This is a genomic window from Pseudomonas sp. (assembly GCF_046581935.1).
GTDB lineage: Bacteria > Pseudomonadota > Gammaproteobacteria > Pseudomonadales > Pseudomonadaceae > Aquipseudomonas.
In genome coordinates, this window is the sequence record NZ_JAYGFK010000026.1 from 1 (window position 1) to 25,678 (window position 25,678).

General features: G+C 59.7%; 24 protein-coding genes. 13 read left to right on the top strand and 11 right to left on the bottom strand.

The genetic code is table 11. The annotated features are described in order from the left end of the window. Nucleotides 1-271: 271 nt before the first annotated feature. On the bottom strand, nt 272-1,861 hold the full coding sequence (locus tag VCA57_RS21135) for an ABC transporter substrate-binding protein (protein ID WP_411187320.1): 1,590 nt from the start codon (nt 1,859-1,861) through the stop codon (nt 272-274). Between the two features lie 347 nt (nt 1,862-2,208). Here VCA57_RS21135 and rpmB point away from each other — a divergent pair, with 347 nt between their 5' ends. Both rpmB and rpmG read left to right on the top strand, forming a co-directional pair. Then, nucleotides 2,209-2,445 (top strand): 50S ribosomal protein L28, encoded by a 237-nt coding sequence (gene rpmB / locus VCA57_RS21140; protein WP_090240685.1) that lies wholly within the window; start codon nt 2,209-2,211, stop codon nt 2,443-2,445. A 10-nt stretch (nt 2,446-2,455) separates the two neighbouring features. Then, entirely contained in the window at nt 2,456-2,611 is a 156-nt protein-coding gene (gene rpmG, locus VCA57_RS21145; protein WP_007894709.1) for a 50S ribosomal protein L33, read from the top strand. A 127-nt stretch (nt 2,612-2,738) separates the two neighbouring features. Here the strand turns inward: rpmG and VCA57_RS21150 are convergent, their stop codons facing one another. Continuing rightward, entirely contained in the window at nt 2,739-3,104 is a 366-nt protein-coding gene (locus VCA57_RS21150) for a cupin domain-containing protein (RefSeq protein ID WP_411187322.1), read from the bottom strand. Nucleotides 3,105-3,333: 229 nt separating this feature from the next. Here VCA57_RS21150 and VCA57_RS21155 point away from each other — a divergent pair, with 229 nt between their 5' ends. Continuing rightward, on the top strand, nt 3,334-4,827 hold the full coding sequence (locus tag VCA57_RS21155) for an aldehyde dehydrogenase (protein ID WP_411187323.1): 1,494 nt from the start codon (nt 3,334-3,336) through the stop codon (nt 4,825-4,827). Between the two features lie 134 nt (nt 4,828-4,961). Further along, entirely contained in the window at nt 4,962-6,152 is a 1,191-nt protein-coding gene (locus tag VCA57_RS21160) for an MFS transporter (RefSeq protein ID WP_411187325.1), read from the top strand. Here the strand turns inward: VCA57_RS21160 and VCA57_RS21165 are convergent. Further along, nucleotides 6,136-7,602, bottom strand: coding sequence for a PLP-dependent aminotransferase family protein (locus VCA57_RS21165; RefSeq protein ID WP_411187327.1), 1,467 nt, complete (start codon nt 7,600-7,602; stop codon nt 6,136-6,138). The two genes, VCA57_RS21160 and VCA57_RS21165, sit on opposite strands and share 17 nt — an antisense overlap. Before the next feature lie 181 nt (nt 7,603-7,783). Here VCA57_RS21165 and VCA57_RS21170 point away from each other — a divergent pair, with 181 nt between their 5' ends. Further along, nucleotides 7,784-8,029 carry a DUF1127 domain-containing protein gene (locus VCA57_RS21170; RefSeq protein WP_411187329.1) on the top strand — a complete coding sequence of 82 codons (246 nt, stop codon included), beginning with the start codon at nt 7,784-7,786 and terminating at the stop codon, nt 8,027-8,029. A 40-nt stretch (nt 8,030-8,069) separates the two neighbouring features. Here VCA57_RS21170 and VCA57_RS21175 read toward each other — a convergent pair whose 3' ends face one another. Further along, a complete protein-coding gene (locus tag VCA57_RS21175) occupies nt 8,070-9,383 on the bottom strand; it encodes an NAD(P)/FAD-dependent oxidoreductase (RefSeq protein ID WP_411187331.1) in 1,314 nt (437 codons plus the stop codon). Between the two features lie 175 nt (nt 9,384-9,558). Between VCA57_RS21175 and VCA57_RS21180 the strand changes: the two genes are divergently transcribed. Continuing rightward, nucleotides 9,559-9,912: a YkgJ family cysteine cluster protein gene (locus VCA57_RS21180; protein WP_411187333.1), complete on the top strand. Its 354-nt coding sequence runs from the start codon at nt 9,559-9,561 to the stop codon at nt 9,910-9,912. Nucleotides 9,913-9,981: 69 nt separating this feature from the next. Here VCA57_RS21180 and VCA57_RS21185 read toward each other — a convergent pair whose 3' ends face one another. Further along, nucleotides 9,982-10,470 (bottom strand): Lrp/AsnC ligand binding domain-containing protein, encoded by a 489-nt coding sequence (locus tag VCA57_RS21185; protein WP_136663590.1) that lies wholly within the window; start codon nt 10,468-10,470, stop codon nt 9,982-9,984. Between the two features lie 155 nt (nt 10,471-10,625). Between VCA57_RS21185 and dadA the strand changes: the two genes are divergently transcribed. The 5 genes from dadA (at nt 10,626) to VCA57_RS21210 (ending at nt 14,707) form a co-directional block, all read left to right on the top strand. Then, nucleotides 10,626-11,924 (top strand): D-amino acid dehydrogenase, encoded by a 1,299-nt coding sequence (gene dadA, locus VCA57_RS21190; RefSeq protein ID WP_411187335.1) that lies wholly within the window; start codon nt 10,626-10,628, stop codon nt 11,922-11,924. Beyond that, nucleotides 11,899-12,249 (top strand): RidA family protein, encoded by a 351-nt coding sequence (locus VCA57_RS21195; RefSeq protein ID WP_411187337.1) that lies wholly within the window; start codon nt 11,899-11,901, stop codon nt 12,247-12,249. The genes dadA and VCA57_RS21195 overlap by 26 nt, the downstream gene beginning before the upstream one ends. Before the next feature lie 185 nt (nt 12,250-12,434). Next, nucleotides 12,435-13,523, top strand: a complete 1,089-nt coding sequence (alr, locus tag VCA57_RS21200) for an alanine racemase (protein WP_411187338.1) — start codon at nt 12,435-12,437, stop codon at nt 13,521-13,523. Between the two features lie 102 nt (nt 13,524-13,625). Then, on the top strand, nt 13,626-14,174 hold the full coding sequence (locus VCA57_RS21205) for a cupin domain-containing protein (protein ID WP_411187340.1): 549 nt from the start codon (nt 13,626-13,628) through the stop codon (nt 14,172-14,174). Nucleotides 14,175-14,284: 110 nt separating this feature from the next. Continuing rightward, nucleotides 14,285-14,707 (top strand): c-type cytochrome, encoded by a 423-nt coding sequence (locus VCA57_RS21210; protein WP_411187342.1) that lies wholly within the window; start codon nt 14,285-14,287, stop codon nt 14,705-14,707. A 68-nt stretch (nt 14,708-14,775) separates the two neighbouring features. Here VCA57_RS21210 and VCA57_RS21215 read toward each other — a convergent pair whose 3' ends face one another. Then, nucleotides 14,776-15,348, bottom strand: a complete 573-nt coding sequence (locus tag VCA57_RS21215; RefSeq protein ID WP_411187344.1) for a xanthine phosphoribosyltransferase — start codon at nt 15,346-15,348, stop codon at nt 14,776-14,778. A gap of 106 nt (nt 15,349-15,454) precedes the next feature. Next, nucleotides 15,455-17,464 (bottom strand): DNA helicase Rep, encoded by a 2,010-nt coding sequence (rep, locus tag VCA57_RS21220; RefSeq protein WP_411187346.1) that lies wholly within the window; start codon nt 17,462-17,464, stop codon nt 15,455-15,457. 265 nt (nt 17,465-17,729) lie between these two features. Between rep and VCA57_RS21225 the strand changes: the two genes are divergently transcribed. Continuing rightward, entirely contained in the window at nt 17,730-19,400 is a 1,671-nt protein-coding gene (locus VCA57_RS21225; protein WP_411187348.1) for a putative bifunctional diguanylate cyclase/phosphodiesterase, read from the top strand. 109 nt (nt 19,401-19,509) lie between these two features. Here VCA57_RS21225 and pbpG read toward each other — a convergent pair whose 3' ends face one another. Then, the gene (gene pbpG / locus VCA57_RS21230) at nt 19,510-20,412 is read right to left on the bottom strand and encodes a D-alanyl-D-alanine endopeptidase (RefSeq protein ID WP_411187350.1); all 903 of its coding nucleotides are present in this window, start codon (nt 20,410-20,412) and stop codon (nt 19,510-19,512) included. A 153-nt stretch (nt 20,413-20,565) separates the two neighbouring features. Here pbpG and chrA point away from each other — a divergent pair, with 153 nt between their 5' ends. Then, the gene (chrA, locus tag VCA57_RS21235) at nt 20,566-21,909 is read left to right on the top strand and encodes a chromate efflux transporter (protein WP_411187352.1); all 1,344 of its coding nucleotides are present in this window, start codon (nt 20,566-20,568) and stop codon (nt 21,907-21,909) included. Between the two features lie 309 nt (nt 21,910-22,218). On the opposite strand, the gene VCA57_RS21240 is transcribed toward chrA, so the two are convergent. The 3 genes from VCA57_RS21240 to VCA57_RS21250 are packed head-to-tail and all read right to left on the bottom strand — an operon-like array spanning nt 22,219 to nt 25,442. Continuing rightward, nucleotides 22,219-23,565, bottom strand: coding sequence for a glutamine synthetase family protein (locus VCA57_RS21240; protein ID WP_411187354.1), 1,347 nt, complete (start codon nt 23,563-23,565; stop codon nt 22,219-22,221). A gap of 18 nt (nt 23,566-23,583) precedes the next feature. Next, nucleotides 23,584-24,141, bottom strand: a complete 558-nt coding sequence (locus VCA57_RS21245) for a helix-turn-helix domain-containing protein (RefSeq protein WP_411187356.1) — start codon at nt 24,139-24,141, stop codon at nt 23,584-23,586. A gap of 11 nt (nt 24,142-24,152) precedes the next feature. Next, entirely contained in the window at nt 24,153-25,442 is a 1,290-nt protein-coding gene (locus VCA57_RS21250) for an NAD(P)/FAD-dependent oxidoreductase (RefSeq protein ID WP_411187358.1), read from the bottom strand. Between the last annotated feature and the right edge of the window lie 236 nt (nt 25,443-25,678).

Below are 25,678 nucleotides of genomic sequence, written 5' to 3' on the forward strand. Positions count from 1 at the left end.
GGCTATAGGGTCTGTTCCCGTTTCGCTCGCGGCCGCGCCGAAGCCTGTTTTAGCGCGAGGCAAGGCACGAGACACGAAGTTTGGTTGTTCCAAATGAGTGTCGAGAAACGCAGTATCGCGCTAAAACAGGCCCGGCCCTGCGGGTTACGCGCAAAATCTCGCCATGCGGTGTTGGAGGACTTGGCAAGGGAACAACCATTACCTGCGTCCTCCGCCTAGCCTGGCGAGATTTTGCGCAGCAACGCGGCTCGCGACGAAACGGCAACAGACCCTAGGGCGCGAGGCGCACCTTGGCGAAGTCCTGGCGGCCGAACGGACTGACCTGATACCCCTCAACCTGCTTGCGGGTCAGTGCATAGGCCGTTGGGTGGGCCAGCGGCAGCCAGAGTGCCTGCTCCTGGATAATCCGCTGCGCCTCTTTATATATCGCGCTGCGTTTGCTCTGCTCGCTGGTGCTTTTGCCGTCAGCGATCAGCTTGTCCAGTTGCGGGTCGCAGTAGCGCGCGAAGTTCAGCCCGGATTTGACCGAGGCGCAGGAGAATTGCGGGGTAAGGAAGTTGTCCGGGTCGCCGTTATCACCAGCCCAGCCCATAAACAATAGGTCGTGCTCGCCGGCTTTGGCGCGACGAATCAGCTCGCCCCATTCGATCACGCGGATTTCCGCTTTGATGCCAACCTTGCTGAGGTCGGCCTGCAGCAACTGCGCGCCGAGGCTCGGGTTAGGGTTGAGTACGCTGCCGCTGGGGCGAGTCCAGATGGTGGTGCTGAAACCATCTGCCAGGCCGGCCGCCTTGAGCAGTTCGCGGGCTTTCTGCGGGTCGTAGGCGTAACCGGGTAGCTCGCTGGCGTAGCTCCAGGTGCTGGGCGGATAGGGGCCGTTGGCGGCTTCGGCGCTGTTCTCGAATACGGCCTTCAGGTAATTGGCCTTGTCGAATGCCAGGTTGATTGCCTGGCGCACAGCGGGTTGGTCGAGTGGTGGGTGCTGGCTATTGATGGCCACGAAGGCGGTCATAAAGGCGGCGGTATGCACGCTCTGCAGGCTGCTGTCGCCGCTGATAGCCTGCACATCCTGCGGTTTGGGTGACAGGGCAATGTGGCATTCGCCACGGCGTAGTTTCTGCAGGCGCACGTTGGCGTCCGGGGTGATGGCAAATATCAGGTTGTCTACAGCGGGTTTGCCGGCGAAGTAGCTCGGGTTGGCGCTGTAGCGCACGCTGGCGTCTTTCTGGAAGCGCTTGAAGACAAACGGACCGCTACCAATCGGCTTGCTGTTGAGCGCTTCCTGCGTGCCGGCGGCCAGCAGTTGCGCGGCATACTCGGCGGAATAGATCGAGGCAAAGCCCATGCTCAAGGTGGCGAGAAAGGTGGCGTCAGGATGGTTGAGGGTAAAGCGCAGGCTGTGCTCGCCGGTCTTCTCGATGCCCTTGATCAGGCTTGGCAGCTGCATCGATTGGGCGTGTGGATAGCCGCTGGCGGCAACCTTGTGCCACGGATGAGCCGGGTCGAGCATGCGCTGAAAGCTGAACAGCACGTCATCGGCATTCAATAGGCGGCTGGGGGTGAAGTAGTCGGTGGTGTGAAAGCTCACATCCGTTCGCAGGGTGAAGTCATAACTCAGGCCGTCGGGGCTGATCTCCCATGCTTGAGCCAGGCTTGGCTGAAGCTTGCCCGTTACGGCATTGAAGTCGACCAGGCGATTCATCAAGACGTCAGCCGAGGCGTTGGTGGTTGTCAGGGAGTTGTACTGCACGACGTCGAAACCGTCCGGGCTGGCCTCGGTGCATACGCTAAGCGTGCTGGCCTGGGCCAGTGCGGAAGCCAAGAACGGAGCGAGTAGCAGCGGTAGGGCGGCAAGGCGCATGGCAAACTCCTGAATCGATGGGGCCAATGGGTAAAGGTCTTACCCTAGGCCATTATCTGGCAGCAGGGCAATGAATCTTGGCGACGAGCGGTTAAGTGGCGTTTTGCCCGCTTGCGACAGGCCCGTTGGCATAAATCTGCGTCTGCTCTTTGTTAGCGAAAGTACGTTTAACCTTGTTGCGGCTTAGGCGTTCTGGTATAAAGCAGCGCTCTTTTGTAGGGGCCCGGTTCTTGCGCTTTCAGGTACGGCCGGTAAGACCCTCGAGATACGCGGCGCTGAGCGCCAAGATTGAATAATTAGCGGCCAACCCATGCCGGGTTGGGCATGTGGTTTTAGAGGGCTGAGGCATGTCGAGAGTCTGTCAAGTTACCGGTAAGGGTCCGGTAACCGGGAATAACATTTCCCACGCAAACAACAAAACCCGTCGTCGTTTCCTGCCGAACCTGCAGCATCACCGCTTCTGGGTCGAGTCTGAGAACCGTTTTGTGCGTCTGCGCGTTTCTGCCAAAGGCATGCGTTGCATCGACAAGCGTGGTATTGACGTCGTTCTGTCCGAGCTGCGTGCTCGCGGCGAAAAGGTTTAAGGGGAAAGTCATGCGTGAATTGATCCGTTTGATCTCGAGTGCCGGTACTGGTCACTTCTACACTACCGACAAAAACAAGCGCACTACTCCGGACAAAATTGAAATCAAAAAATTCGATCCGGTTGTGCGTAAGCACGTGATCTACAAGGAAGGCAAGATCAAGTAATTGATCTGGCTCCTTGCCGAAAAAGCCCGCCAACTGGCGGGCTTTTTCTTGCCTGGAATTTAAGTGGGCAAATTGCGCGCATTAAAAAGCCCGCGCAAAGCGGGCGAAGGGAACGCATGAGGTAGGCTCAGTTACTGGTTTGCTCGAAAATTACATAGACCTTGCGGCAGGCTTCCAGCACTTCCCAGGTGCCAGAGAAGCCGGCCGGGATGACGAAGCGGTCACCGGCGCGCAGGGTTTTCGCGTTGCCATCTTTGTCGCGAAGCACCGAGACGCCTTGCAGGATTTCGCAGTATTCGTGTTCGGTGTAATTGACGGTCCATTGGCCAACTGCGCCCTCCCAGATCCCCGCATTGAACTGCGCGCAAGGGCTACCGTAGTGGTTGCGCACGCTTTGCTCGGGGTCGCCCTTGAGGATTTTTTCCGCTGCTGGGCGGTAATGCTCCGGCGCGGTGGTGGCAGTGGCGAAGTCGACGATCTGTTCGATGTTCATAAGCGGTTCCGGGTTGGGTTATGACTCGGCTGTGGTAGTGATTTCGGCAGTCTATGTTTAATAAAGCGCACATAACAAGGCGGGTTGTGAGCTTTTGTAAAAAATATTGGAAGTGTGCGTGCCGCTGGTTTAGTGTTGCCGGCAGAATTGGGTTGTGGAATCCATGCAAAATAATTGACAGCGCGTGCGGCTGGCCTGCGGCGCTTTACTAGCGATAGAGGATGTAGCAATGACTAGCCTGACTCGTGCCGACTGGGAGCAGCGCGCCAAGAATCTGAAGATCGAAGGTCATGCCTTTGTGCATGGCGAATATCGCCCCGCTTTATCTGGCGCGACCTTCGAGTGCATCAGCCCGGTTGATGGTCGTGTGCTCGGCTTGGTGGCCAGCTGTGATTTGGCTGATGCTGATGCTGCCGTCGTCGCTGCCCGCGCTGCCTTTGAGTCTGGCGTGTGGTCGCGCCTAGCGCCGGTTGAGCGCAAGGCAGTGATGATTCGCTTCGCTGACCTGATCGACGCTCATGCCGAAGAGCTGGCTCTGCTGGAAACTCTGGATATGGGTAAGCCGATCAGCGACGCATTGAGCATCGACGTGCCGGCTGCCTCGCGCGCCATCCGCTGGAGCGGTGAAGCGATCGACAAGATTTACGACGAAGTGGCGGCTACCCCTCACAACGAGTTGGGCCTGGTCACTCGTGAGCCGATCGGCGTGGTCGCGGCCATCGTACCGTGGAACTTCCCGTTGCTGATGACCTGCTGGAAGCTCGGCCCGGCGCTGTCCGCCGGTAACTCGGTAATCCTCAAGCCGTCCGAGAAGTCGCCGCTGACTGGGATTCGTATCGCTCAGTTGGCCATCGAGGCTGGTATTCCGGCCGGCGTATTCAACGTTCTGCCGGGCTTCGGTCACACCGTGGGCAAGGCATTGGCCCTGCACATGGATGTCGACACCCTGGTGTTTACCGGCTCGACCAAGATCGCTAAGCAGTTGATGGTCTACGCTGGCGAATCGAACATGAAGCGCGTCTGGCTAGAGGCCGGCGGCAAGAGTCCAAACATCGTCTTCGCCGATGCGCCTGATCTGCAGGCCGCTGCGGAAGCCGCTGCGGGTGCCATCGCCTTCAACCAAGGCGAAGTATGCACTGCCGGCTCGCGCCTGCTGGTGGAAAACTCGATCAAGGCCCAGTTCGTGCCGATGGTGGTTGAGGCGATCAAGGCTTGGAAACCGGGCAACCCGCTTGATCCGGCAACTAATGTCGGTGCCCTGGTCGATACCACTCAGATGAACAACGTGCTGTCCTACATCCAGGCCGGCCATGATGACGGTGCCAAGCTGGTTGCTGGCGGCCAGCGGGTGCTGGAAGAAACCGGTGGCACTTACGTGCAGCCGACCATCTTCGACGGCGTGAGCAATGCCATGCGTATCGCCAAGGAAGAAATCTTTGGTCCGGTACTTTCGGTTATCGGTTTCGATAGCACCGAGGAAGCCGTGGCAATTGCCAACGACACCATCTATGGCCTGGCGGCAGGTGTGTGGACCAGCAATCTGTCCAAGGCTCATTTGGTCGCCAAGGCGCTGCGTGCCGGTAGCGTGTGGGTCAATCAGTACGATGGCGGTGACATGACGGCGCCGTTCGGTGGTTTCAAGCAGTCGGGTAATGGCCGCGACAAGTCGCTGCATGCGTTCGACAAGTACACCGAGCTGAAGTCGACCTGGATCAAGCTGTAAGTCGACGCGCCAAGGCCAGCTTACTGCTGGCTTGGTAACGGCAAATCTGCGGCCGGGTTCCTATCAGGGGCTCGGCCGTCGCTTTTTCTGCGCTGTTAGCTGGCTGTTGGCTCCACGGGATGGGAGTTGGGTAAATGAAGTGGGCAACCTATTTCGCTGTCAGTGCGGCGGTGGTGATTGTCGGGCTGTCGCTGGGGGTGACGCTGCCATTGGTGTCGTTTCGCCTTGAGAGCTGGGGTTATGGACCCTTTGCGATTGGCGTGATGGCGGGCATGCCGGCCGTCGGTGTGCTGCTTGGTGCGCGCCTGACCGGGCACTTGGCTGGCTGGTTCGGTACGCCGCAGACCTTGCGTCTGTGCTTACTGGCCAGTGCGGTGTCGGTGGCGTTGCTGAGTGTGATGCCGAGTTATCCGCTGTGGCTGCTGTTGCGCTTGCTGATTGGTATCTCCCTGACGGTGGTGTTTGTCCTTGGCGAAAGCTGGATCAACCAGTTGGTCGAGGATCGTCTGCGTGGCCGCTTAGTGGCGTTGTATGGCACCTGTTTTGCTCTTAGCCAGCTGTGCGGGCCATTGCTGTTAACCCTGTTGGGCACTGACAGTGATCGCGGTTTCTGGTGTTCGGCCGCGCTATTGGTTGCAGGTAGCCTGCTGCTGTTGGGGCGCGATGGAGCGCCCAAGGTTGATGCGCAGAGTGCTTCGGGGCGTGGCTTATTTGCCTTCTGCCGATCCTCGCCGGCGATTGCCTGGGCGGTGGTGTTATTCGCCGCCTTCGAGGCCATGGTATTGACGCTGCTGCCGGTGTACATGTTGCGCGAGGGTTTTGCGCAACAGCAGGCACTGATCATGGTCAGCGTGGTGGTGGTCGGCGATGCCGCTCTGCAGTTACCGCTAGGCTGGTTGGCCGATCGCGTGCCACGGCAGGCGCTGTTCCGCTGCTGCGGTGTGGTGCTACTGCTGTCTAGCTTGAGTATTCCGCTGCTGCTGCACACGCCGCTGATCTGGGGTGTCTTGGTGCTGTTCGGCGCCAGCGCGGGCGGCCTGTACACGCTGTCGTTGATTCTCGTCGGCCAGCGTTACCGAGACGATGCGCTGGTGCGCGCCAATGCACACATTGCCTTGCTGTGGGGCGCGGGTTGCCTGCTCGGGCCGCTGTCCACGGGGGCTGCCAGCCAGTGGGTCAGCGGTCATGCCTTGCCGGTGATGATGGCGATTGGTGCTGCCGGATTTGTCTGGTTGGCGTTCCAGCGCGGGGCATTCAGTGAGGTGGTTAGGGGCTCCGGAACGGCCGCGAACGAAACGCCAACAGACCCTAGCGCCAGGACGTGAGCATGGCGTCTGCCGCTGTCTGGGCGAGTTGCTGTTCGCTCAGCAGTTCGGCGACGCATGCACCTGTCTGGCGGATCGCCTCTTCAAGCTCGGCGGTGGGTTTGCCTGCGTAATTGATGCGCAGGCAGTTACGGTATTTGCCGGCGGCCGAGAAAATGCTACCTGGGGCAATCTGTATGGCATGTGGCAGCAGTTTGCGGTTCAGCCGTTGGCTGTCGAATCCGGCCTCCAGCTCAATCCACAGCATAAAGCTGCCCTGCGGCCGGCTGACCCGTGTGCCTGCCGGGAAGTAGCGGCTGACCCAGTCAATCATCAGGTCGCGTCCGCGTTGGTACTGGGCGCGCATGCGCCGTAGGTGCGGCTCGTAATGGCCGGCTTCTAAGTATTCCGTGATGGCGAGCTGTGGCAGTTGCGCAGTGCTGCCGGTGCCCATGTATTTCATGTGCAGCACTTGCTCCAGGTAGCGCCCGGGGGCAATCCAGCCAATACGCAGGCCGGGGGCTAGGGTTTTGGAGAAAGAGCTGCAGAGCAGCACGCGGCCATCTTCGTCATAGGATTTGATGGTGCACGGACGCGGGTAGCTGTAGGCCAGATCGCCGTATACGTCGTCTTCAATAATCGCCACGTCATAGCGCTGTGCCAGGGCCAGCAGGGCGCGTTTGTTGGCGTCGGGCATGATGTAGCCCTGCGGGTTGTTGCAGGTTGGGGTTAGCTGGATGGCTTTGATCGGCCATTGCTCCAGGGCCAGCTCGAGGGCTTCCAGGCTGATGCCGTTGATTGGATCGGTAGGCAGTTCAAGGGCTTTCATACCGAAGCCTTTGAGTGCCTGCATGACCCCGTGAAAGCTTGGCGAGTCCACTGCCACAATGTCGCCAGGCTGGCAGACAGCGCGGATGGCTGCGGACAGCGCCTCGTGGCAGCCAGTGGTGACGATGATCTCTTGGGGCGACAGGCTGCAGCCGGAGTCGAGCATCAGCCGGGAGATCTGCTCACGCATGCCCAGATGGCCGTAAATGCAGCCGTAGGTCAGGCTCGTAGCATCCTGACGGCGACTTAGGCGTGACAGCGAGCGCAGCAACGGCTTGAGTGTCGGGCTGTCGATATCCGGTCGACCACGGCCGAGTTGCAGCAAGCCTTCTTGTCCTGGGGCCCGGCTGATCAGCTCCAGCACTTGATCCCACTGCGATACGTCCACCGGGCGTTGGGCCATGCGGCTGACCACGGGTAGCGCCGGTTGGTGGCGGGCGACTGGCACAAAGTAGCCGGATTTGGGTTTGGGAGTAGCCAGGCCTTGGTCTTCCAAGTGGCGATAAGCCTGCTGCACGGTACTCAGGCTGACGCCGTGTTCGAGGCTCAGGGCGCGCACGGACGGCAGGCGATCACCGGGGCGATACAAGCCTTGCTCAATGCGTGCGCCTAGCAGCTCCGCCAGGTTGGTGTAGAGCGTCATAACAGTTACCTCGCGGTATTCCTTGAAAACTCAGCAGGCAGTACAGATCAGCTAGAAATCTACCATTCAGAGCTCGTTTGCCAAGATCTGTATGGATTTAAAAGTCATTCTTTGAATCTGTCATGCTTTTTCTGCGTCGCTCATCATGATCTCCCATCAGGCTTTCTAGCAGGAGCAGGCGATGAACGGGTTGAGTGATGTCAGGCTGGTGCTGAAATCAGAAGAGTTGCGGCAGGTGACTGTTGATCAGCATCTGTGTGCTCCGGTGAGCGCGAATGCGCCAACTGTTAGCCGCTGGCGCGGATTCTGGCGGCGCCTGACCACTCGCCGGGCACTGCTGACGCTGAGCGATGAGCGGCTGCGGGATATTGGTCTTAGCCGTGCGCAGGCCAGGCGTGAAGCATTGCTGCCGTTCTGGAAGCTGTGAGGTCAGTGCGCAGCAGGCCGAGGCATGTTGCGCACGGCGATCAGACCAGCTCTTTCATCCGATGCCAGAGCATGCCCAGCGCGAGGAGAGGCGAGCGCAGGTGCTTGCCGCCCGGGAAGGTCATGTGCGGCACCTTGGCGAACAGGTCGAAACCGTTGCTGGCTTGGCCGGCGATGGCTTCAGCGAGCAGCTTGCCGGCCAGGTGTGTGGCGTTGACGCCGTGGCCTGAGTAAGCCTGGGCGTAATACACGTTGGGTTGCTCTTTGAGGCGGCCGATCTGCGGCAGGCGGTTGGCACCGATGCCGATCATGCCACCCCATTGGTAGTCGATGCGCGCGTCTTTCAAACCGGGGAAGACTTCCAGCATTTTCGGTCGCATATAGCCGGCAATGTCTGCTGGATCGCGTCCCGAATAGTGGCAGGCTCCGCCAAATAGCAGGCGGCGGTCGGCGGACAGGCGGTAGTAGTCCAGCGCCACCCGTTGGTCGCACAGGGCCATATTCTGCGGAATGATCGTCTGCGCTTGTGCTTCTGACAGTGGCTCGGTGGCGATCACATAGCTACCGGCGGGTAGCACCTTGCCGCCCAGATTGCTGTTCAGGCCGTTCAGGTAAGCGTTGCAACCAAGCACCAGAGTAGCGGCGCGTACCACACCGTTGGCGGTATGCACTTTGACCTCGTTACCGTAGTCGATGCGCGTCACTGTCGAGTTCTCGAACAGCTGCACACCCAGGCTCTGCGCAGCAACCGCTTCGCCGAGAGCCAGGTTGAGCGGATGCAGGTGGCCTGAGCCCATGTCGATCATGCCGCCGACATAGCGGTTGGAGCCCACCACTTCATGCATCTGTTCTGGCTGTAGCAAGCGCATCTCATGGCTGTAGCCCAGCTGCTTGAGTTCGGCCATGTCCTCGGCAAAGTCGCTGAGGTGGCTGGGCTTGTTGGCCAGGTCGCAGTAACCCCAGGTCAGGTCGCAGTCGATGTTGAATTGCGCAACGCGCTGGCGAACGATTTCCACCGCTTCCAGGCCCATCAGTTTCAGCTCGCGTACACCTTGCGTACCAATCACCGAGGCGAACTGCTCGACGCCATGACCGACGCCGCGAATCAGTTGCCCGCCATTACGCCCGCTGGCCCCCCAGCCGATCTTGTGGGCTTCCAGTAGCACTACCGAGAGGCCTTTTTGCGCCAGTTCAATCGCGCTATTGAGGCCAGAAAAGCCACCGCCAACAATGCACACATCGGCGCGCAGTTCACCGCCGAGGGCGGGGAAGTCGAGCTGGCGATTGGCGCTGGCAGCGTAATAGGAGTTGGCGTGCTGACTGTCGTGAACCGGCTGGTGAACGCGGGCGTTCATGTGTGGAATCCTGATTGTTATGTTTGGAAAATTTTACGAAGAATAAGCGCGGGATTTGCCAAACGCCAAGCGACAATCGCGAAATAAGCAGCATTGTGTCGTTTTAGCCAGGCAACTGCCGCGATCTGATGGGCTGTCACGTTACTATGACGGCTTGTGTTCCAGGATTACGCCGATGAGTTGTACCCGCCGAAAAATCGACCAGCTGCGTTTGCAGATTCCCAGCTTTGCCTGTGTGCCGGGCTGTCACGACTGCTGTGGCCCGGTTACCGCCTCAACCGAGGAAATGTCGCGGCTGCCGCGCAAGAGCGCTGCCGAACATGATGCGGCGCTGGCCGACTACAACTGCGTACACCTCGGGCCGCAGGGTTGCCAGGTGTACGACCAGCGCCCGCTGATCTGTCGCTTGTTCGGCACCACGCCAAGCCTGCCGTGTCCGCGTGGTCAGGGGCCGGAGCAGATGATTGAGCCGGCAGTGGAAAAACAGGTGCATAACCTGATTGCGACGACCCGCCAAGTATTGGTGTAGGTTGGGTCGGGCCACGTTGGTTGAACGCAGCGATACCCAAAAACTCTAGAGGCGCTGTGCAAGCCAGGGCTACTCGGCAATCGGCAGGCTCAGGCTCTCTTTCACTTCTTCCATGACGATATAGCTCTTCGACTCGCGCACGTGCGGTAGCTTGAGGAGGATGTCGCCGAGCAGCTTGCGGTAGCTGGCCATTTCGTTGATCCGTGCTTTCACCAAGTAGTCGAAATCCCCTGAAACCAGGTGGCATTCCAGTACGTGCGGCAGCTTGAGTACGGCGCGGCGAAACTCCTCAAAGGTGTCGCCGGATTTGTAATCCAGGCTGATCTCGACGAACACCAGTAGGCTGGCCTTGAGTTGCTGTGGGTTGAGGCGCGCGTGGTAGCCCATGATGATCCCTTCGCGCTCCAGGCGGCGCACGCGCTCGGTGCAGGGAGTGGTCGACAGGCCAACTCGCTCGCCCAGCTCGGTGAAGCTGATGCGCCCATCGTCCTGCAGGATACGGAGGATGTTGCGATCGATTTTGTCCAGTTCGCGGCGGCTCTGATGCTGGGTGCGCATGGTGGATCCCCCTCTACATAAGGCGATATTGCCAAGAATTGTCGCCAAATATAGCTATTTATATAGTGAAAAGCACTGGCTGTCTCTTCCTATACTGCGCTCAATTGTGGTCTCAAGAATTATCCGCCGTGTTTACTCGCGGCGAGGAGAGCGTCATGCGGGTTTTGGTTCTCGGTAGTGGTGTGATTGGTACAGCCAGTGCGTATTACTTGGCGCGTCAGGGTTTTGAAGTGGTGGTAGTCGATCGGCAGAGTGCGCCGGCGATGGAAACCAGCTTCGCCAACGCCGGTCAGGTTTCCCCTGGCTATGCCTCGCCGTGGGCTGCGCCGGGTGTGCCATTGAAAGCCATCAAGTGGCTGCTGCAGAAGCACGCACCGCTGGCGATCAAAGCCACCGCCGATATCAACCAGTACCTGTGGATGGCACAGATGCTGCGCAACTGCACCGCCAGCCGTTATGCGGTGAACAAGGAGCGCATGGTGCGCTTGTCCGAGTACAGCCGCGATTGCCTTGATGAGCTGCGCGCTGAGACCGGTATTGCTTATGAAGGCCGCAGCTTAGGCACCACTCAGCTGTTCCGCACCCAGGCGCAGCTGGACAACGCCGCGAAAGACATCGCCGTGCTGCAGCAATCCGGTGTGCCTTATGAAGTGCTCGATCGCGCTGGCATTGCCCGTGTTGAGCCGGCCTTGGCCGCCGTCACCGATAAGCTGGCCGGAGCCCTGCGCCTGCCCAACGACCAGACCGGCGATTGCCAGATGTTCACCACTAAGCTCGCCGAGATGGCCAAGGCGCTGGGGGTCGAGTTCCGCTTCGGTCAGGATATTCAACGCCTGGATGCCGCCGGCGACCGGATCAATGGCGTATGGATCGACGGTAAGCTGGAAACTGCCGACCGCTACGTGCTGGCGCTGGGCAGCTTCAGTCCGCAAATGCTCAAGCCGCTGGGTATTCGCGCGCCGGTGTATCCGCTCAAGGGTTACTCACTGACGGTGCCGATCACTAATGCGGCTATGGCGCCTGCGTCGACCATCCTTGATGAAACCTACAAGGTGGCAATCACCCGTTTCGACAACCGCATCCGCGTCGGTGGCATGGCCGAAATCGCTGGTTTCGACCTGAGCCTCAACCCGCGTCGTCGTGAGACTCTGGAGATGATCACTGCTGATCTCTACCCGCAGGGCGGCGATCTTAGCCAGGCTGAATTCTGGACTGGCCTACGTCCGGCCACTCCAGATGGCACGCCGATTGTTGGGGCCAGCAGTTTCCGCAATTTGTTCCTTAACACCGGTCACGGCACACTGGGCTGGACCATGGCCTGCGGTTCCGGTCGCTTGCTTGCCGATTTGATGGCGAAAAAGCGTCCGCAGATCAGCGCCGATGGTCTGGATATTTCCCGTTACAGCCGCCACCAGGAGACTCATAAGCATGTCAGTACAGCGCCTGCACACTGAAAGTCGATACAGCGAAATCGTTATCCATAACGGCACTGTCTATCTAGCCGGACAATTGGCCGATGATTACAGCGGCGACATTGTGCAGCAAACCCGCGAAACCCTGGCCAATACCGATCGTATGTTGGCCGAGGCCGGTAGCGATAAGTCGAAGATCCTCTCGGTAACGATCTACCTGAAGGATATGGACCGCGATTATGCCGGCCTCAACCAAGTTTGGGATGCCTGGGTCGCGCCAGGTGCTGCGCCGGCGCGGGCCTGTGTTGAGGCGAAGATGTACAAGCCTGAGGTGCTGGTGGAAATGACCATTGTGGCTGCTCTCTGAGCCCCGTCACGACCTGCCGCAACTCGCTCTGCGTCGTTTGCGATAAGTGTTTGCCCGGCCATCACTCCGGGCTTTTTTATCGCCTGCCATCCCTGGCGGCCAACCTGCGGGCCATTGCTACGCAACGTTAAAAATGACCCCCGGTCATTTTGTAATTCTGAAAACTGCTGATAGCCGAGAACGCCATGCGTCCAGCCCGTGCCCTGATCGACCTGCAAGCTCTGCGTCACAACTACCAATTGGCTCGTGAAATTAGCGGCGCGCGTGCCTTGGCAGTGATCAAGGCCGATGCCTACGGTCATGGCGCTGTGCGTTGTGCGCAGGCGCTGCAAGACGACGCCGATGGCTTTGCTGTGGCCTGCATTGAGGAGGCGTTGCAACTGCGCGAGGCTGGTATTAGTGGACCGATCCTGTTGCTCGAAGGGTTTTTTGAAGCCGACGAGCTAGCGCTGATCGAGCTGCACGGTTTTTGGTGTGTGGTGCATTCGCAGTGGCAGCTTGAAGCAATCGAGCGCAGCACCCTGAGCATGCCAATCACCGTCTGGCTAAAGATGGACAGCGGCATGCACCGTGTCGGTTTTCATCCGGCGGATTATCAGGCGGCCTATCAGCGTCTGTTGGCCAGCGGCAAGGTGGCGAAGATTGTGCTGATGAGTCACTTCGCTCGCGCCGACGAGCTAGATTGCCCGCGCAGTGACGAGCAACTGGCAGTCTTTCAACGGGCGCGCACGGGCATTGTTGCTGAGGTTAGTTTGCGCAACTCGCCAGCCGTATTGGGCTGGCCCCAGCTATTTGAAAAGCAGGTGCCGAGCGACTGGGTGCGCCCCGGCATCATGCTCTATGGCGCTACCCCATTTGAGCAGGCGCAAGCCGTGGCGGCACGCTTGCAGCCGGTGATGACCCTGGAATCAAAAATCATCAGCGTGCGCGAACTGCCGGCGGGTGAGCCGGTAGGTTACGGCGCGCGGTTTGTCAGCGAGCGGCCAACCCGCGTCGGTGTTGTCGCTATGGGTTATGCCGACGGCTACCCGCGCCATGCGCCAACCGGTACGCCCGTGGCGGTGGATGGCCAGCTAACCCGGCTGATTGGTCGTGTATCGATGGATATGCTGACGGTTGACCTTACCAACGTGCCCCAGGCTGGCTTGGGTAGCCGTGTCGAACTTTGGGGTAAACAGGTGCTGGCCAGTGATGTGGCAACCCAAGCTGGCAGTATTCCCTACCAAATATTCTGCAACCTGCGTCGGGTGCCGCTGCTCTACACCGGGGGATGATTGTACGGCTGTAGATGAGGTTGAACGCGAGTGTTGTAAATTCCGAACGCTATGCGATGATACGGCGACTTTTTCGTATCTATCCCAAGGGGGACTCCAGCATTGGACGTCGGTGTTCGACTGCAATCCATTCGCAAACTCAAAGGCCTTTCCCAGCGTGAACTCGCCAAGCGGGCGGGCGTCACCAACAGCACTATTTCGATGATCGAGAAGAACAGCGTAAGCCCTTCGATCAGTTCGTTGAAAAAGGTGTTGGCGGGTATTCCCATGTCGTTGGTGGAGTTCTTCTCCCTGGATGTGGAGCCGGATAGCCAGGCCCAGGTGGTCTATCGCGCCGCCGAACTCACCGATATCTGCAGCGGAGCCATCACCATGAAATTGGTGGGTAAAGCGCACCCAAGTCGCGCCATTTCCTTTCTTGATGAGACCTATCCCAGCGGTACCGACACGGGCGATGAAATGTATGCTCATGAAGGTGAAGAGGCTGGGATGCTGGTCGAAGGCAAGCTGGAGCTGACGGTGGGCACTGAGGTGTTTATTCTCGAACCAGGCGACAGCTACTATTTCGAGAGCAGTAAGCCGCACCGTTTCCGTAATCCGTTTGCTCAGCCCGCCCGGCTGATCAGTGCCACCACGCCGGCGAACTTCTAAATAACCCTGCGACAATATGGGTTGTTTCGGCTGAAGCGGCTTCCCGTTATACTGTCGCCCGCTCGCGAAACCGTGGCCGCGGGCGTGACTAGCCACGAAGAGGGTGTACCGTGAACCTGATTAAAAAGATCCTGGTAGCACCGGCTACCGTATTGGCCCTGTGGGCAGTGACTGCTCATGCCACGACCGACGACGCCATTGCCGAGCGCTTGAAGCCGGTCGGTCAAGTCTGCGTGATGGGTGAAGAATGTAAGGGCGTCAACGCTGTTGCAGCCACCGCTGGTGGTGGTGCGCGTACTGCTGACGACATCATTGCCGGGCACTGCGGTGCCTGCCATACCCCAGGTATTCTGGGTGCGCCGAAAATTGGCGACACAGCTGCCTGGAAAGAGCGTGCTGATACTCAGGGTGGTCTCGACGGCATCCTGGCTAAGGCGATCACCGGTATCAATTCCATGCCGCCTAAAGGCACCTGTGCTGATTGCTCGGATGACGAGCTGCGCAGTGCAATCAAGAAGATGTCTGGCCTGTAATAGGTTTGACTCTGCTGTAAAAAAGCCGCCTGCTCAGGCGGCTTTTTTGTGGCTCAGAGCCCGCGCTATCAATCGATAAAACTGACCTGGCCATCTTTGAGTGAGCCGATGCGCGCCAGTGACTCGACTCGATAGCCTTGTGCATCCAGCTCGGCACGGCCGTTCTGGAACGATTTCTCGATCACCACGCCGATCCCGGCGATGCTCGCACCCGCTTGGCCGATCAGGTCGATGAGCGCCTTGGCGGCGTGGCCATTGGCGAGAAAATCGTCGATCAACAGCACATGGTCGTGGGCGCTCAGGTGTTTGGCCGAGATGGCCAGAGTGCTTTCGGTTTGCTTGGTAAACGAAAACACTTTGGAGATATACAGGTCGTCCTTGAGCGTCAGCGACTGATATTTGCGCGCAAATATAACCGGCACGCCAAGCTCCAGCCCGGTCATTACTGCCGGGGCAATGCCGGATGCTTCAATGGTGACGATCTTGGTAATGTTCTGGCCGGCAAAGCGCTGGGCGAACTCGTGGCCGACCTGCTGCATCAGCTTTGGGTCAATCTGGTGGTTGAGAAAGGCATCGACCTTCAATACTTGCTCTGAGAGCACGGTGCCTTCATCGCGAATCTTCTGTTTCAGCGCTTCCACGCGTTTACCCTCGTTGGTGATGTGGTGCCCGATCTATGCTGGGCTCGGGAATAAGCTTAGTTTTTCTGGCTTGCCATCCCGGGTGGCCACGCAGCTTACGCAGCGATCATTTCTTAAGCATGGCGCGCATATTGGCCAGCGCCGAGTTACCGGTAGCCGCTTTGACTTCAGGAGGTGCATCTTCCAGGCCTTCCCAGACCAGATCCTCGGGAGGCAGTTCATCGAGGAAGCGGCTGGGTGAGCAGTCGATAATTTCGCCGTATTGTTTACGTTTGGCAGCAAAGGTCATGGTCAGGTTGCGCTTGGCGCGTGTAATGCCAACGTAGGCCAGGCGACGTTCTTCTTCAACGGTGTCAGCTTCAATACTGGAGCGGTGCGGGAGGATTTCTTCCTCCACGCCGAGGATATACACCGACGGATATTCCAGGCCTTTGGACGCATGTAGGGTCATCATCTGCACGCCGTCAGCGCCGTCCTCTTCTTCTTGCTGACGCTCCAGCATGTCGCGCAGTACCAGTTTGCCGATGGCGTCCTCGATGGTCATTTCGCCATCTTCGTCGCGCTCCAGGGTGTTCTTCAGCGCTTCGACGAGGAACCAGACGTTGCCCATCCGCGCATCGGCGACTTTGTCGTTGGAGGCGTTCTGGCGCAGCCAGTTCTCGTAGTCGATGTCCATCACCATGCTACGGATCGCGGCAATGGGGTCGTTCTGCGCGCATTCCTGGCGCACCCGGTCCATCCACTTGGTGAAGCGTGCCAGGCGTTCGGTATAGCGCGCGTCCAGGCTTTCGCCCAGGCCGATTTCGCCGGCGGCAGCGTACATGCTGATCTTGCGCTCGGTGGCGTAGTTGCCGAGTTTTTCCAGGGTGGTTGAACCGATTTCGCGGCGCGGTACGTTGATCACCCGCAGGAAGGCGTTGTCGTCATCCGGGTTGACCAGCAGGCGGAAGTAACTCATCAGGTCCTTCACCTCCTGGCGGGCGAAAAAGCTGGTGCCGCCGCTCAGGCGGTAGGGAATCTGATGGTGCTGCAGTTTCAGCTCCATCAGCTTGGCCTGGTAGTTGCCGCGATAGAGGATCGCGTAGTCGCTGTAGGGGCGTTCGGTGCGCAGGTGCTCGGTGAGAATTTCCAGGGCTACGCGCTCGCACTCGGCGTCTTCGTTGCGGCAACGAATCACGCGGATTTCGTCGCCCATGCCCATCTCGCTCCACAGCTGCTTTTCGAACTCATGCGGGTTGTTGGCGATAAGGATGTTGGCGCATTTGAGGATGCGGCTGGTGGAGCGGTAGTTCTGCTCTAGCATCACCACCTTCAGCGAGGGGTAGTCCTCTTTTAGCAGCATCAGGTTTTCCGGGCGCGCGCCACGCCAGGCGTAGATCGACTGGTCGTCGTCGCCAACCACAGTGAACTGATTGCGCATGCCCACCAGCAGTTTCACCAGCAGGTATTGGCTGGCGTTGGTGTCTTGGTACTCGTCGACCAGCAAGTAGCGAATACGGTTCTGCCACTTTTCCAGAATGTCCGGGTTGTTCTGGAACAGCACCACCGGCAGCAGGATCAGGTCGTTGAAGTCCACTGCGTTATACGCTTTAAGCGTGCGTTGGTAGTGCAGGTAAACGATGGCGGCGGTCTGCTCCTTGGGATTGCGCGACTCGCTCAAGGCCTGCTCAGGCAGGACCAGGTCGTTCTTCCAGCTGTCGATAAAGTTCTTGATCTCATCTGCACCGTCGTCGCCGGCATACTCCTTCTGCATAATGTCGGTCAGCAGCGCTTTGATATCGCCATCATCGAAGATCGAGAAGCCGGGCTTGTAGCCCAGCCGCGCGTATTCCTTGCGGATGATGTTCATGCCCAGGTTGTGGAAGGTCGAGACCGTCAGGCCGCGTGCATCCGGGCCTTTGAGCAGCGTACCGACACGCTCCTTCATTTCCCGCGCAGCCTTGTTGGTGAAGGTCATGGCGACAATGTGACGGGCCTGGATACCGCAGTTCTTTACCAGGTGGGCGATTTTGCGGGTGATTACGCTGGTCTTGCCGGAGCCTGCGCCGGCGAGCACCAAGAGTGGGCCGCCGACATAGTTCACGGCTTCTTGCTGCCGGGGGTTCAGTCGGGACATATAAGCAATCGTCAGGGAAGTGGGCGCGCATTTTAGCAGGCCTGAGGTTTCTCCTGTGAGCATCTGAAAAGTGTGTCGCAATCTACATAATGGAAAGTTGCCGGGCTTGGCTAATTTTTGTATTCCAGTACTCTTGTGCCACTTTCGGGGGCTGGCCTTCCCGCAAAATACGCTCCACTGACACAAGGATGTGCGTGACTAGACGTCGATTACGACGCATCCGGGCAGCTTTTCTGCCTTTTATTTGTGCTGTGGGGGAAGTTGTTTGACCGCGTTAGTCGAACCGTTACGGTTGCTTTTACTGGCGCAAACGCCAGTCTGGGCCGAGTTGCTGCGTGAGCGCCTGAGCATGTTGGGCAGTGGCTATGCACTGATCACTGCCCCCTCCTGGGAGGCTGCCAGTGCATTGTTCGATAACCCCTGCAATGCCTTGCTGCTGACCACGCCGCAGCACTTGCCCCCATTAGGTTGTTCTCTGCCGATTATTTTGCTGCTGGATGCCGAGCCCGCAGTGGCCCCTGAGGGTGTCTACGATTGGCTGGTACGCGATCAGCTCAGTGCCGAGGTGCTGCGCCGCTGCCTGCGTTATGCCAGCGAGCGCGGCAAGCTGAATGACACCCTGCAGAGTCTGTCTGAGCAGGACGCCCTGACTGGCATTGCCAATCGTCAGGGTTTTCAAACCATGCTCGCCGCACGCTTGGCCGAATACCAAGGACGTGGCCTGACCCTTGGCCATCTAGATTTGGATAACTTCCGCCACGCCAATGACACCCTGGGTTATCAAGGGGGCGATCACCTGATCCGGCAGGTGGTGACGCGGATCAAGGCGTTGTTGCAGGCTGGTGATCGGGTCGCGCGTCTGGGTAGCGATGAATTTGCTCTGCTGCTCGATAGCCGGCGTGACCCGCAGCGCGCTGAACGCCTGGCGGCGCAGATTGTTGAAGCATTGGCCGAGCCTTACTGGATCGAAGGCGAAAGCCTGTTGCTCGGCTGTAGCCTGGGTTTGGCGCATTCTCGCGCCGAACTCAGTGCCGATGCGCTGATGTGGCATGCGCACATTGCCATGCAACAGGCCAAGAGCCAGCAAGGCTGCGCTTTTCATTTCTACGACGAGCGGATCAATCGCGGCGCACGTAGCCAGGCTGATCTAGAAAGCGAGCTGCGCCGCGCGTTGCGTCGTGACGAGCTGGAGCTGCATTACCAGCCGCGCTTGTGCCTGCAAACCGGACGCATCCTCGGGCTTGAGGCGTTGGTGCGCTGGCGGCACAGCGAGCATGGCTTGCTTGCACCCAGTGAGTTTGTGCCGCTGGCCGAGGAGAGCGGGTTGATCGTGCCGCTTGGCTATTGGGTGATCAGCCGGGCGTTGCGTGATATGCAGTGGCTACGTGGTCGTGGTATCCCGCCGCTGCATATGGCCGTTAATTTATCGTTCCGCCAGTTCCAGGATAGCCAGTTGCTACCGACCCTCAGCCGATTGATTGCAGAGCGCGGGGTGGATGCGCAGTGGCTGGAGTTCGAGTTGACCGAGACGGCGGTGATGCGGCGCAGTGAGCAAGTGCAGCAGACCATGCAGGCGCTGAGTCGTCTCGGGGTGCGCTTTTCCCTCGACGACTTCGGCACCGGTTTCTCGTCATTTGTGCACCTCAATAGCTTGCCGATTACCTTGCTGAAGATCGACAAGAGCTTTGTAGGTGGCATGTGTGAGCGTGCGGAGAATCGCCAATTGGTGCGGGCGATGATCAACCTGGCGCACAACCTCAATCTGCAGGTGGTGGCTGAAGGTGTGGAGCATGCTGAACAGTTGGCGTTGCTGCGTCAGTATGGCTGCGATCAGGTGCAGGGCTACCTGATCAGCAAAGCCTTGCCGCTTAGCGAGCTGGCGCGTTTTCTGGTGTTTGGCATGCGCCAGCCGTTGTTCGGGCTGAATAACGGCTGAGTTAGGGGCTGTTGCCGTTTCGTTCGCGGCTCGCGACGAAACGGCAACAGACCCTACGCCCCGATTGAAAAAGGCCCGCATTTGCTGCGGGCCTTTTAGTTTTATGGGTTTACTGCGCCGCTTGAGCCTGGCGCTGGGCCAATTTCTGCTGGCGGTAGCTGATGGCGGCTGGCGGCACCGCAGTGACCTTGCCGGTTTCCAGCCAGCGCTTGAGGCGGTTAGCGTCGGCCATGTGGGTGTATTTGCCAAAGGCGTCCAACACCACGAATGCCACTGGGCGCTGGTTCATCACGGTATTCATCACCAGGCAGCGGCCGGCTTCGCCGGTGTAGCCGGTCTTACTCAGGCGCACGTCCCAGCCAGGCTTGTTGACCAAATGGTTGGTGTTGTGAAAGCCCAAGGTGTAGTTGGGTTTGCGGAATGCCTGGGTTTTTTCCGTGGTGGTGGTGAATTGGCGGATCAGCGGGTATTGCTGAGCGGCCTTGAGCATCAGCACCAGGTCGCGGGCGTTGGATACGTTATGTTCGGACAACCCGGTGGGTTCGACAAAGTGTGTGTGCTTCATCCCCAGTGCTTTGGCCTTGGCGTTCATGGCCGCGACAAAGGCGCTGTGTCCGCCCGGGTAGTGATGGGCCAAGCTTGAGGCTGCACGGTTTTCTGAGGCCATCAGGGCCAGCCAGAGGGTGTCGTAGCGGCTCAGCTCACTGCCCACGCGCACCCGGGAAAAGACCCCGCGCAGCTCTTGCGTGTCGCGGATCATGATCGGCAGCATTTCTTCCAGAGGCTGTTTGGCATCCAGGGTGACCATGGCCGTCATCAGTTTGCTCACGGAGGCAATCGGCACCACCGTATCGGCGTTGCGCTCATACAGCACCTTATTGCTCTGCAGATCGACCAATAAGGCGCTGCCGGCAGCGAGGTCCTGCTGTTTAGCGGCGGCCTGGGTGTTCGATGCAACTACAACACAGCTGCATATCAGCAGCAGGTTTACTATCGAATGGCGAATTTTCACGGCGTCTTCACGGGCTGATTGTAGGGGCGCGTCACGGCAGGCGACGCGCTTCGCAGTATACGGAAATCTGCGGTTGGGCTTGAGCTGCGCGCGCTTAAATTGTCATGTGCTCGCGCTATAGTGCGACCGCGTTTATTGCCATGAGTTGCCCGCATGTCTGAATCGTCTGCACAGACCGCGCCGCCCGCCGTCAGCCTGGGTGAAGCCTTCTGGTTCTGGCTGAAACTCGGGTTGATCAGCTTCGGCGGGCCGGCTGGGCAGATCGCGATCATGCATCAGGAGTTGGTAGAGAAGCGCCGCTGGCTGTCCGAGCAGCGCTTTCTGCATGCCTTGAACTACTGCATGTTGCTGCCGGGGCCGGAGGCGCAGCAACTGGCCACTTATATTGGCTGGCTGCTGCACCGCACCTGGGGTGGGGTGATCGCTGGGGTGCTGTTCGTGCTGCCGTCGCTGTTTATCCTGATCGGCCTGTCATGGCTGTATATCGCCTTTGGCGACGTGTCGCTGGTGGCGGGGATTTTCTACGGGATCAAACCAGCGGTCACTGCGATTGTGATGCAGGCGGCTTGGCGCATCGGCTCGCGCGCATTGCAGAACAACTGGCTGTGGGCCATTGCCGGGGCGTCCTTTGTGGCGATTTTTGCCTTCAATGTGCCGTTTCCGTTGATCGTGATTGGCGCGGCGCTGCTCGGCTACCTCGGTGGTCGCCTGCTGCCGCAGCAGTTCAGCCTGGGCGGCGGACATGCGGCGCAAAGGGCGAGCTACGGTCCGGCGTTGATCGATGATGACAGCCCGCCGGCTGCACACACGCGTTTTCGTGTGTCGCGCTTAGTGCTGTTGCTGGCGGTGGGCGCGTTGCTCTGGTTGCTGCCGATGGGCCTGTTGACCTGGCTGTATGGCTGGGATGGCACGCTGACGCAAATGGCCTGGTTCTTTACCAAGGCCGCGCTGCTGACCTTTGGCGGCGCTTATGCGGTGCTGCCGTATGTCTACCAGGGCGCCATCGGTCACTACGGCTGGCTGACGCCGACGCAGATGATCGATGGTCTGGCATTGGGCGAAACCACGCCGGGGCCGCTGATTATGGTGGTGGCCTTTGTGGCGTTTATCGGCGCTTATCTGCAGCCGGTATTTGCCGGCGATTCGGGATTTATCAGCGGCGCAGTGGCGGGCGCGCTGGTTACTTGGTTTACCTTTTTGCCGTCCTTTCTGTTCATTCTCGCCGGCGGGCCACTGGTGGAGTCGACCCGTGGTGAGCTGAAATTTACCGCGCCACTGACCGCGATTACCGCTGCAGTGGTGGGGGTGATCGTCAACTTGGCGCTGTTCTTTGCCTACCACGTGCTTTGGCCGCAAGGCTTTGCCGGCAGCTTTGACTGGCCATCAGCACTGATCGCCCTGGCAGCGGCGCTGGCGCTGTTGCGTTTTAAGCGTGGGGTGATGGAGGTACTGTTGGTGTCGGCGTTGGCCGGGCTGGCGGTGCATCTGTTGCGTTGAAGTCGCGCCCGCATGGACGACCCGTAGGGTGGGTTAGGCGCTTGTTACGATTGGGATGGTTTATACGATTTACGCTGTGCCGTAACCCACCAAGGCCACAACGCCAGCTAACGCCCGGTGGGTTACGCGACGCACATAGAGCCGCTGTGCCTGAGTGTGCGGAGCATAGCGTCCCTAACCCACCCTACGAATTTGCACATTTATGGCTCACATAAACCAGCCCGTAGCGCGGATAAGCTCCAGCGCAATCCGGGGGATTTCCCGGATTGCGCCAAGGCTTATCCGGGCTACGAGAGTGTTGCGCGAGGGTTACAGAAACCAGCGGTACTCCCGCGCACTGACTTCCTGCATAAAAGCCAGATGGTCCTGGCGTTTGTTTTCGCAGTAGACCATCACAAACTCCTCGCCCAAACCTTGGTTTACTACGGAATGCTCGCGCATGGCGCTGACTGCGCTGAGCATGTCCTGCGGGAAGTCGATGCCGCTTTGACGGTTCTCGTTGAGCGGCGCAATCGGCTCCTGGCCTGCATCCAGGCCGTGTTCCATGCCGGTGAGGATCGCCGCTAGAACCAGATAAGGATTGGCGTCAGCGCCGGCCAGGCGGTGTTCGATGCGTAGGTTTTTGCCGTCTGATTCGGGAATGCGGATGCACGCGTCACGGTCCTCATAACCCCAGCTGGCGCGGCTGGCGGCGTTGACCATGGCACCGTAACGGCGGAAAGCGTTGTGGTTGGCGGCGAAAATCGGCATGCAGTGCGGCAGTAGCTCCAGGCAGCCGGCCACGGCGTGGCGCAGCGGGCGTTGCTCATTGGCTGCCAGCAGGTTATTGCCGGCGGCGTCATACAGGCTCACGTGTACATGCATGCCGCTGCCCGGGGCGTGCAAGTACGGTTTGCTCATAAAGCTGGCGCGTTGGCCGTGCTTGAGCGCCACGCCACGGGTGCTGCGGCAGAACAAGGCGGCCCAGTCGGCGGCGCGCAGGCCGTCGTCACAGTGACCGAAGTTGATCTCGAACTGGCCGGGGCCTAGTTCGGCGGTCATCACGTTGGCGTCCACGCCCTGCTCGTTGGCGGCGTCGACGATCTCGTGCAGCACATCGGCAAAGCGCGACAGGCGCTCGATGTGCATATTCGGTTGGTCGTCGGCATCGTCGCACTGCGGGTCGCGGGGGAACTGCGGCAGGCCGTCTTGCAGCTTGCGGTCGAACAGGTAGAACTCCAGCTCGAAGGCCACCACCGGATGAATGCCGCGCGCTTGCAAGCGCTTAAGTACGCGGGCCAGCACTTCACGTGGCTCGAATTCGATAGGCGCTTCAGTGCCGTCGGAGCTAATCAGCATTTGCCCCAACGGCTGGCTTTCCCAGCGCACTGGCTTGAGCGTGCCGGGGATCAGCCGGCGCGGCGCGTCCGGGTCGCCGTCGTTGAAGCAGTAATCACCAATCGGGTACAGGCCGCCCTGCACGCCCAGTAGCACACAGTTCTGCGGGATTTTCAGCGGGCTGCCGGCGGCGACCTTCTCCAGCATCTCGATGGGGTAGCGCTTGCCGTAGAAATGCCCGGGAATATCCAGGCTGATCAGGTCGACATAGCGCACCTCAGGGTGGGCGACGCGGAAGGCGCGGACTTCGCTAAGCAGGTCGGGGAGTGCGGTTGTCATGGTGGTTATCTGCTCAGGTTAGGTGAAGACCCAGAGGACTCGTGTGGGTGAACTGGAAAGATTGGCGTAGCGAAATTGTGCGTGGGGCGGCAGCTGGAAACTGTCATTCACGCCAAGGGTGACCGGCTCGTCCGCTTCGCCGTACCAGATCGTCAGCTCGCCTTCGAGGACGAAACCGCCCTGTTCGGAGCTGTCGTTGAGGTGGCCTTCGCCGCTGGTCGCGCCAGGTTCTAGATGGCTTTCGAGCATGGAGAAGCCGCCGGCCATGGTCGGCGAGGTCAGTACGTCGGTAATGCCGCCGGCGTAATACAGCGTGCGCCGCTCACCCGGGCGGGTTACCCAGCGCACAGCGCGTGGCTTGTTCAGGTTGTAGAAGTAGGTGGTTGGCACGCCAAGGCTTTCGCTGATGGCGGTGAGGTCCGCTACGGTCGGGCGCGACAGGCCGCGCTCAACCTGAGAGAGAAAGCCCACTGAGCGGTCAATACGCGCGGCCAGCTCGCCGAGGGTAAGGTTCTTGTGCTTGCGCAGGTCGCGGATCAGGATCGCCAGACCTTCGACTTCTTCCTGCATGTCCATGGGCATCGTCCTTAGATTATGTCGCGCAGACGATACCAAGCCTTGCCCACGGCTTCGATGGGCGCGGCGAGTAGGTCGCCGCCGGGAAAGCGCGGGTTACTCAGGCCCTGGTACAGCTCAAGCAGGTCGGCGTCACCGAGGATCGCGTCGCTGACCGCGCGGGCGGCGGCCAGAGTCGGCAGGATGCCGTGGCCGGAGAAGCCCTGCAGCCAGTATTTCTGCCCGCTGCGGCCAATATCCGGGGTGCGCTGCATGGTGCAATCGATGTGTCCGCCCCAGCCGTAGTCAATCTGCACGCCGCGCAGCTGCGGAAATACCCGCTCCAGATAGGGCCGAGTGGCCGCCGGCACGTCTTTAGGGATGCCGCCGAGGTAAGTGCAGCCGCCGCCGAATAGCAGGCGATTATCTGGCGTGACGCGGAAGTAGTCGGGCACGAACTGGTTGTCGATGGCGCAGGTGCCGCGCGGAAACAGCGAGCGCGCCAGCTCTGGATCAAGCGGCGCAGTGGCGACCTGATAGGAACCCACCGGCAGCAGGCGTTTCGCCAGCTGTGGGTCGAGGCGGTCGATATAGGCGTTGCAGGCCATGACCAGCACGTCGCTGCGCACCTCGCCTTGTTCGGTGTGCACTGCATAACCTTCGGCGGTTTCGCGGTAGTCCAGTGCTTTGCTCTGTTCGAAAATCTGCCCGCCGGCCGCTTCGATAGCCGTCGCCAAACCTTGCGCCAGCTTCAGCGGGTTGAGGTGGGCGGCGCCGCTGTCATGCAGGGCGGCCCGGTAACGCGGGCTGGCGATCCACTCGGGCAGTTCGGCTTTTGGGATAAAGCTCAGCTGTGAGTAGCCGTATTTCTGCTCGGCTTCTTCGAGGCTTTCCTGCAGTTGGCGTACGCGGCGCGGCAGCACGGCGGTGTAGATCGCGCCGGTGCGGTAGTCGATATCGAAGTTGTGGCGCTGCGGCAGTTTGCGCATTTCCTCGGCGGCCCAGACCATGCTGTCCCATAGGCGGCGCGCGCGATCCAGGCCGAGCGCCTTCTCGAACGGTGGCATATCGCAGGACCAGCCGGGCAGCGCCTGCCCACCGTTACGGCCGGATGCGGCCCAAGCCAGGCGACTGGCCTCCAGCAGTACCACCTTCTTGCCGGCCAGGGCCAGGCGCAGCGCCGTGTGAAGGCCGCTAAAGCCACCGCCGATAATCAGCACATCGCACTGCAACGCCTCCTGCAGGCGCGGGCGCAGGGGAATCTGGCCTGGGTAGGTGCCAGCGTAGTAGGTGCCGATGTGCTGGGCGGATTGTTTGAACATAGCGCGCCTCATGAAAATATATATAAATAATTTCATGAAAATCTACGCCATAAATTTCATAAAGCCAAGCGCGGTGGCTTTGCTCGCTGGAGGTCGCCAGGTGAACGTGTCGCCGGCAAGCGGTTGGATAGCTGTATTCGCCGTTACTTTCTCGCTACTCGAAAAAGTAAAAACTGTTCGCCGCTGCAAGGGCGCGTCAGGTTCAAACTCAACCCGCTAATGGCCAGGTTTAAGCC

What these genes read in the sequence shown, in the direction of transcription:
- VCA57_RS21135 (WP_411187320.1), bottom strand. Translation starts at nt 1,861, where the DNA reads ATGCGCCTTGCCGCCCTACCGCTGCTACTCGCTCCGTTCTTGGCTTCC.
- rpmB (WP_090240685.1), top strand. Translation starts at nt 2,209, where the DNA reads ATGTCGAGAGTCTGTCAAGTTACCGGTAAGGGTCCGGTAACCGGGAAT.
- rpmG (WP_007894709.1), top strand. Translation starts at nt 2,456, where the DNA reads ATGCGTGAATTGATCCGTTTGATCTCGAGTGCCGGTACTGGTCACTTC.
- VCA57_RS21150 (WP_411187322.1), bottom strand. Translation starts at nt 3,104, where the DNA reads ATGAACATCGAACAGATCGTCGACTTCGCCACTGCCACCACCGCGCCG.
- VCA57_RS21155 (WP_411187323.1), top strand. Translation starts at nt 3,334, where the DNA reads ATGACTAGCCTGACTCGTGCCGACTGGGAGCAGCGCGCCAAGAATCTG.
- VCA57_RS21160 (WP_411187325.1), top strand. Translation starts at nt 4,962, where the DNA reads ATGAAGTGGGCAACCTATTTCGCTGTCAGTGCGGCGGTGGTGATTGTC.
- VCA57_RS21165 (WP_411187327.1), bottom strand. Translation starts at nt 7,602, where the DNA reads ATGACGCTCTACACCAACCTGGCGGAGCTGCTAGGCGCACGCATTGAG.
- VCA57_RS21170 (WP_411187329.1), top strand. Translation starts at nt 7,784, where the DNA reads ATGAACGGGTTGAGTGATGTCAGGCTGGTGCTGAAATCAGAAGAGTTG.
- VCA57_RS21175 (WP_411187331.1), bottom strand. Translation starts at nt 9,383, where the DNA reads ATGAACGCCCGCGTTCACCAGCCGGTTCACGACAGTCAGCACGCCAAC.
- VCA57_RS21180 (WP_411187333.1), top strand. Translation starts at nt 9,559, where the DNA reads ATGAGTTGTACCCGCCGAAAAATCGACCAGCTGCGTTTGCAGATTCCC.
- VCA57_RS21185 (WP_136663590.1), bottom strand. Translation starts at nt 10,470, where the DNA reads ATGCGCACCCAGCATCAGAGCCGCCGCGAACTGGACAAAATCGATCGC.
- dadA (WP_411187335.1), top strand. Translation starts at nt 10,626, where the DNA reads ATGCGGGTTTTGGTTCTCGGTAGTGGTGTGATTGGTACAGCCAGTGCG.
- VCA57_RS21195 (WP_411187337.1), top strand. Translation starts at nt 11,899, where the DNA reads ATGTCAGTACAGCGCCTGCACACTGAAAGTCGATACAGCGAAATCGTT.
- alr (WP_411187338.1), top strand. Translation starts at nt 12,435, where the DNA reads ATGCGTCCAGCCCGTGCCCTGATCGACCTGCAAGCTCTGCGTCACAAC.
- rep (WP_411187346.1), bottom strand. Translation starts at nt 17,464, where the DNA reads ATGTCCCGACTGAACCCCCGGCAGCAAGAAGCCGTGAACTATGTCGGC.
- chrA (WP_411187352.1), top strand. Translation starts at nt 20,566, where the DNA reads ATGTCTGAATCGTCTGCACAGACCGCGCCGCCCGCCGTCAGCCTGGGT.
- VCA57_RS21240 (WP_411187354.1), bottom strand. Translation starts at nt 23,565, where the DNA reads ATGACAACCGCACTCCCCGACCTGCTTAGCGAAGTCCGCGCCTTCCGC.
- VCA57_RS21245 (WP_411187356.1), bottom strand. Translation starts at nt 24,141, where the DNA reads ATGGACATGCAGGAAGAAGTCGAAGGTCTGGCGATCCTGATCCGCGAC.
- VCA57_RS21250 (WP_411187358.1), bottom strand. Translation starts at nt 25,442, where the DNA reads ATGTTCAAACAATCCGCCCAGCACATCGGCACCTACTACGCTGGCACC.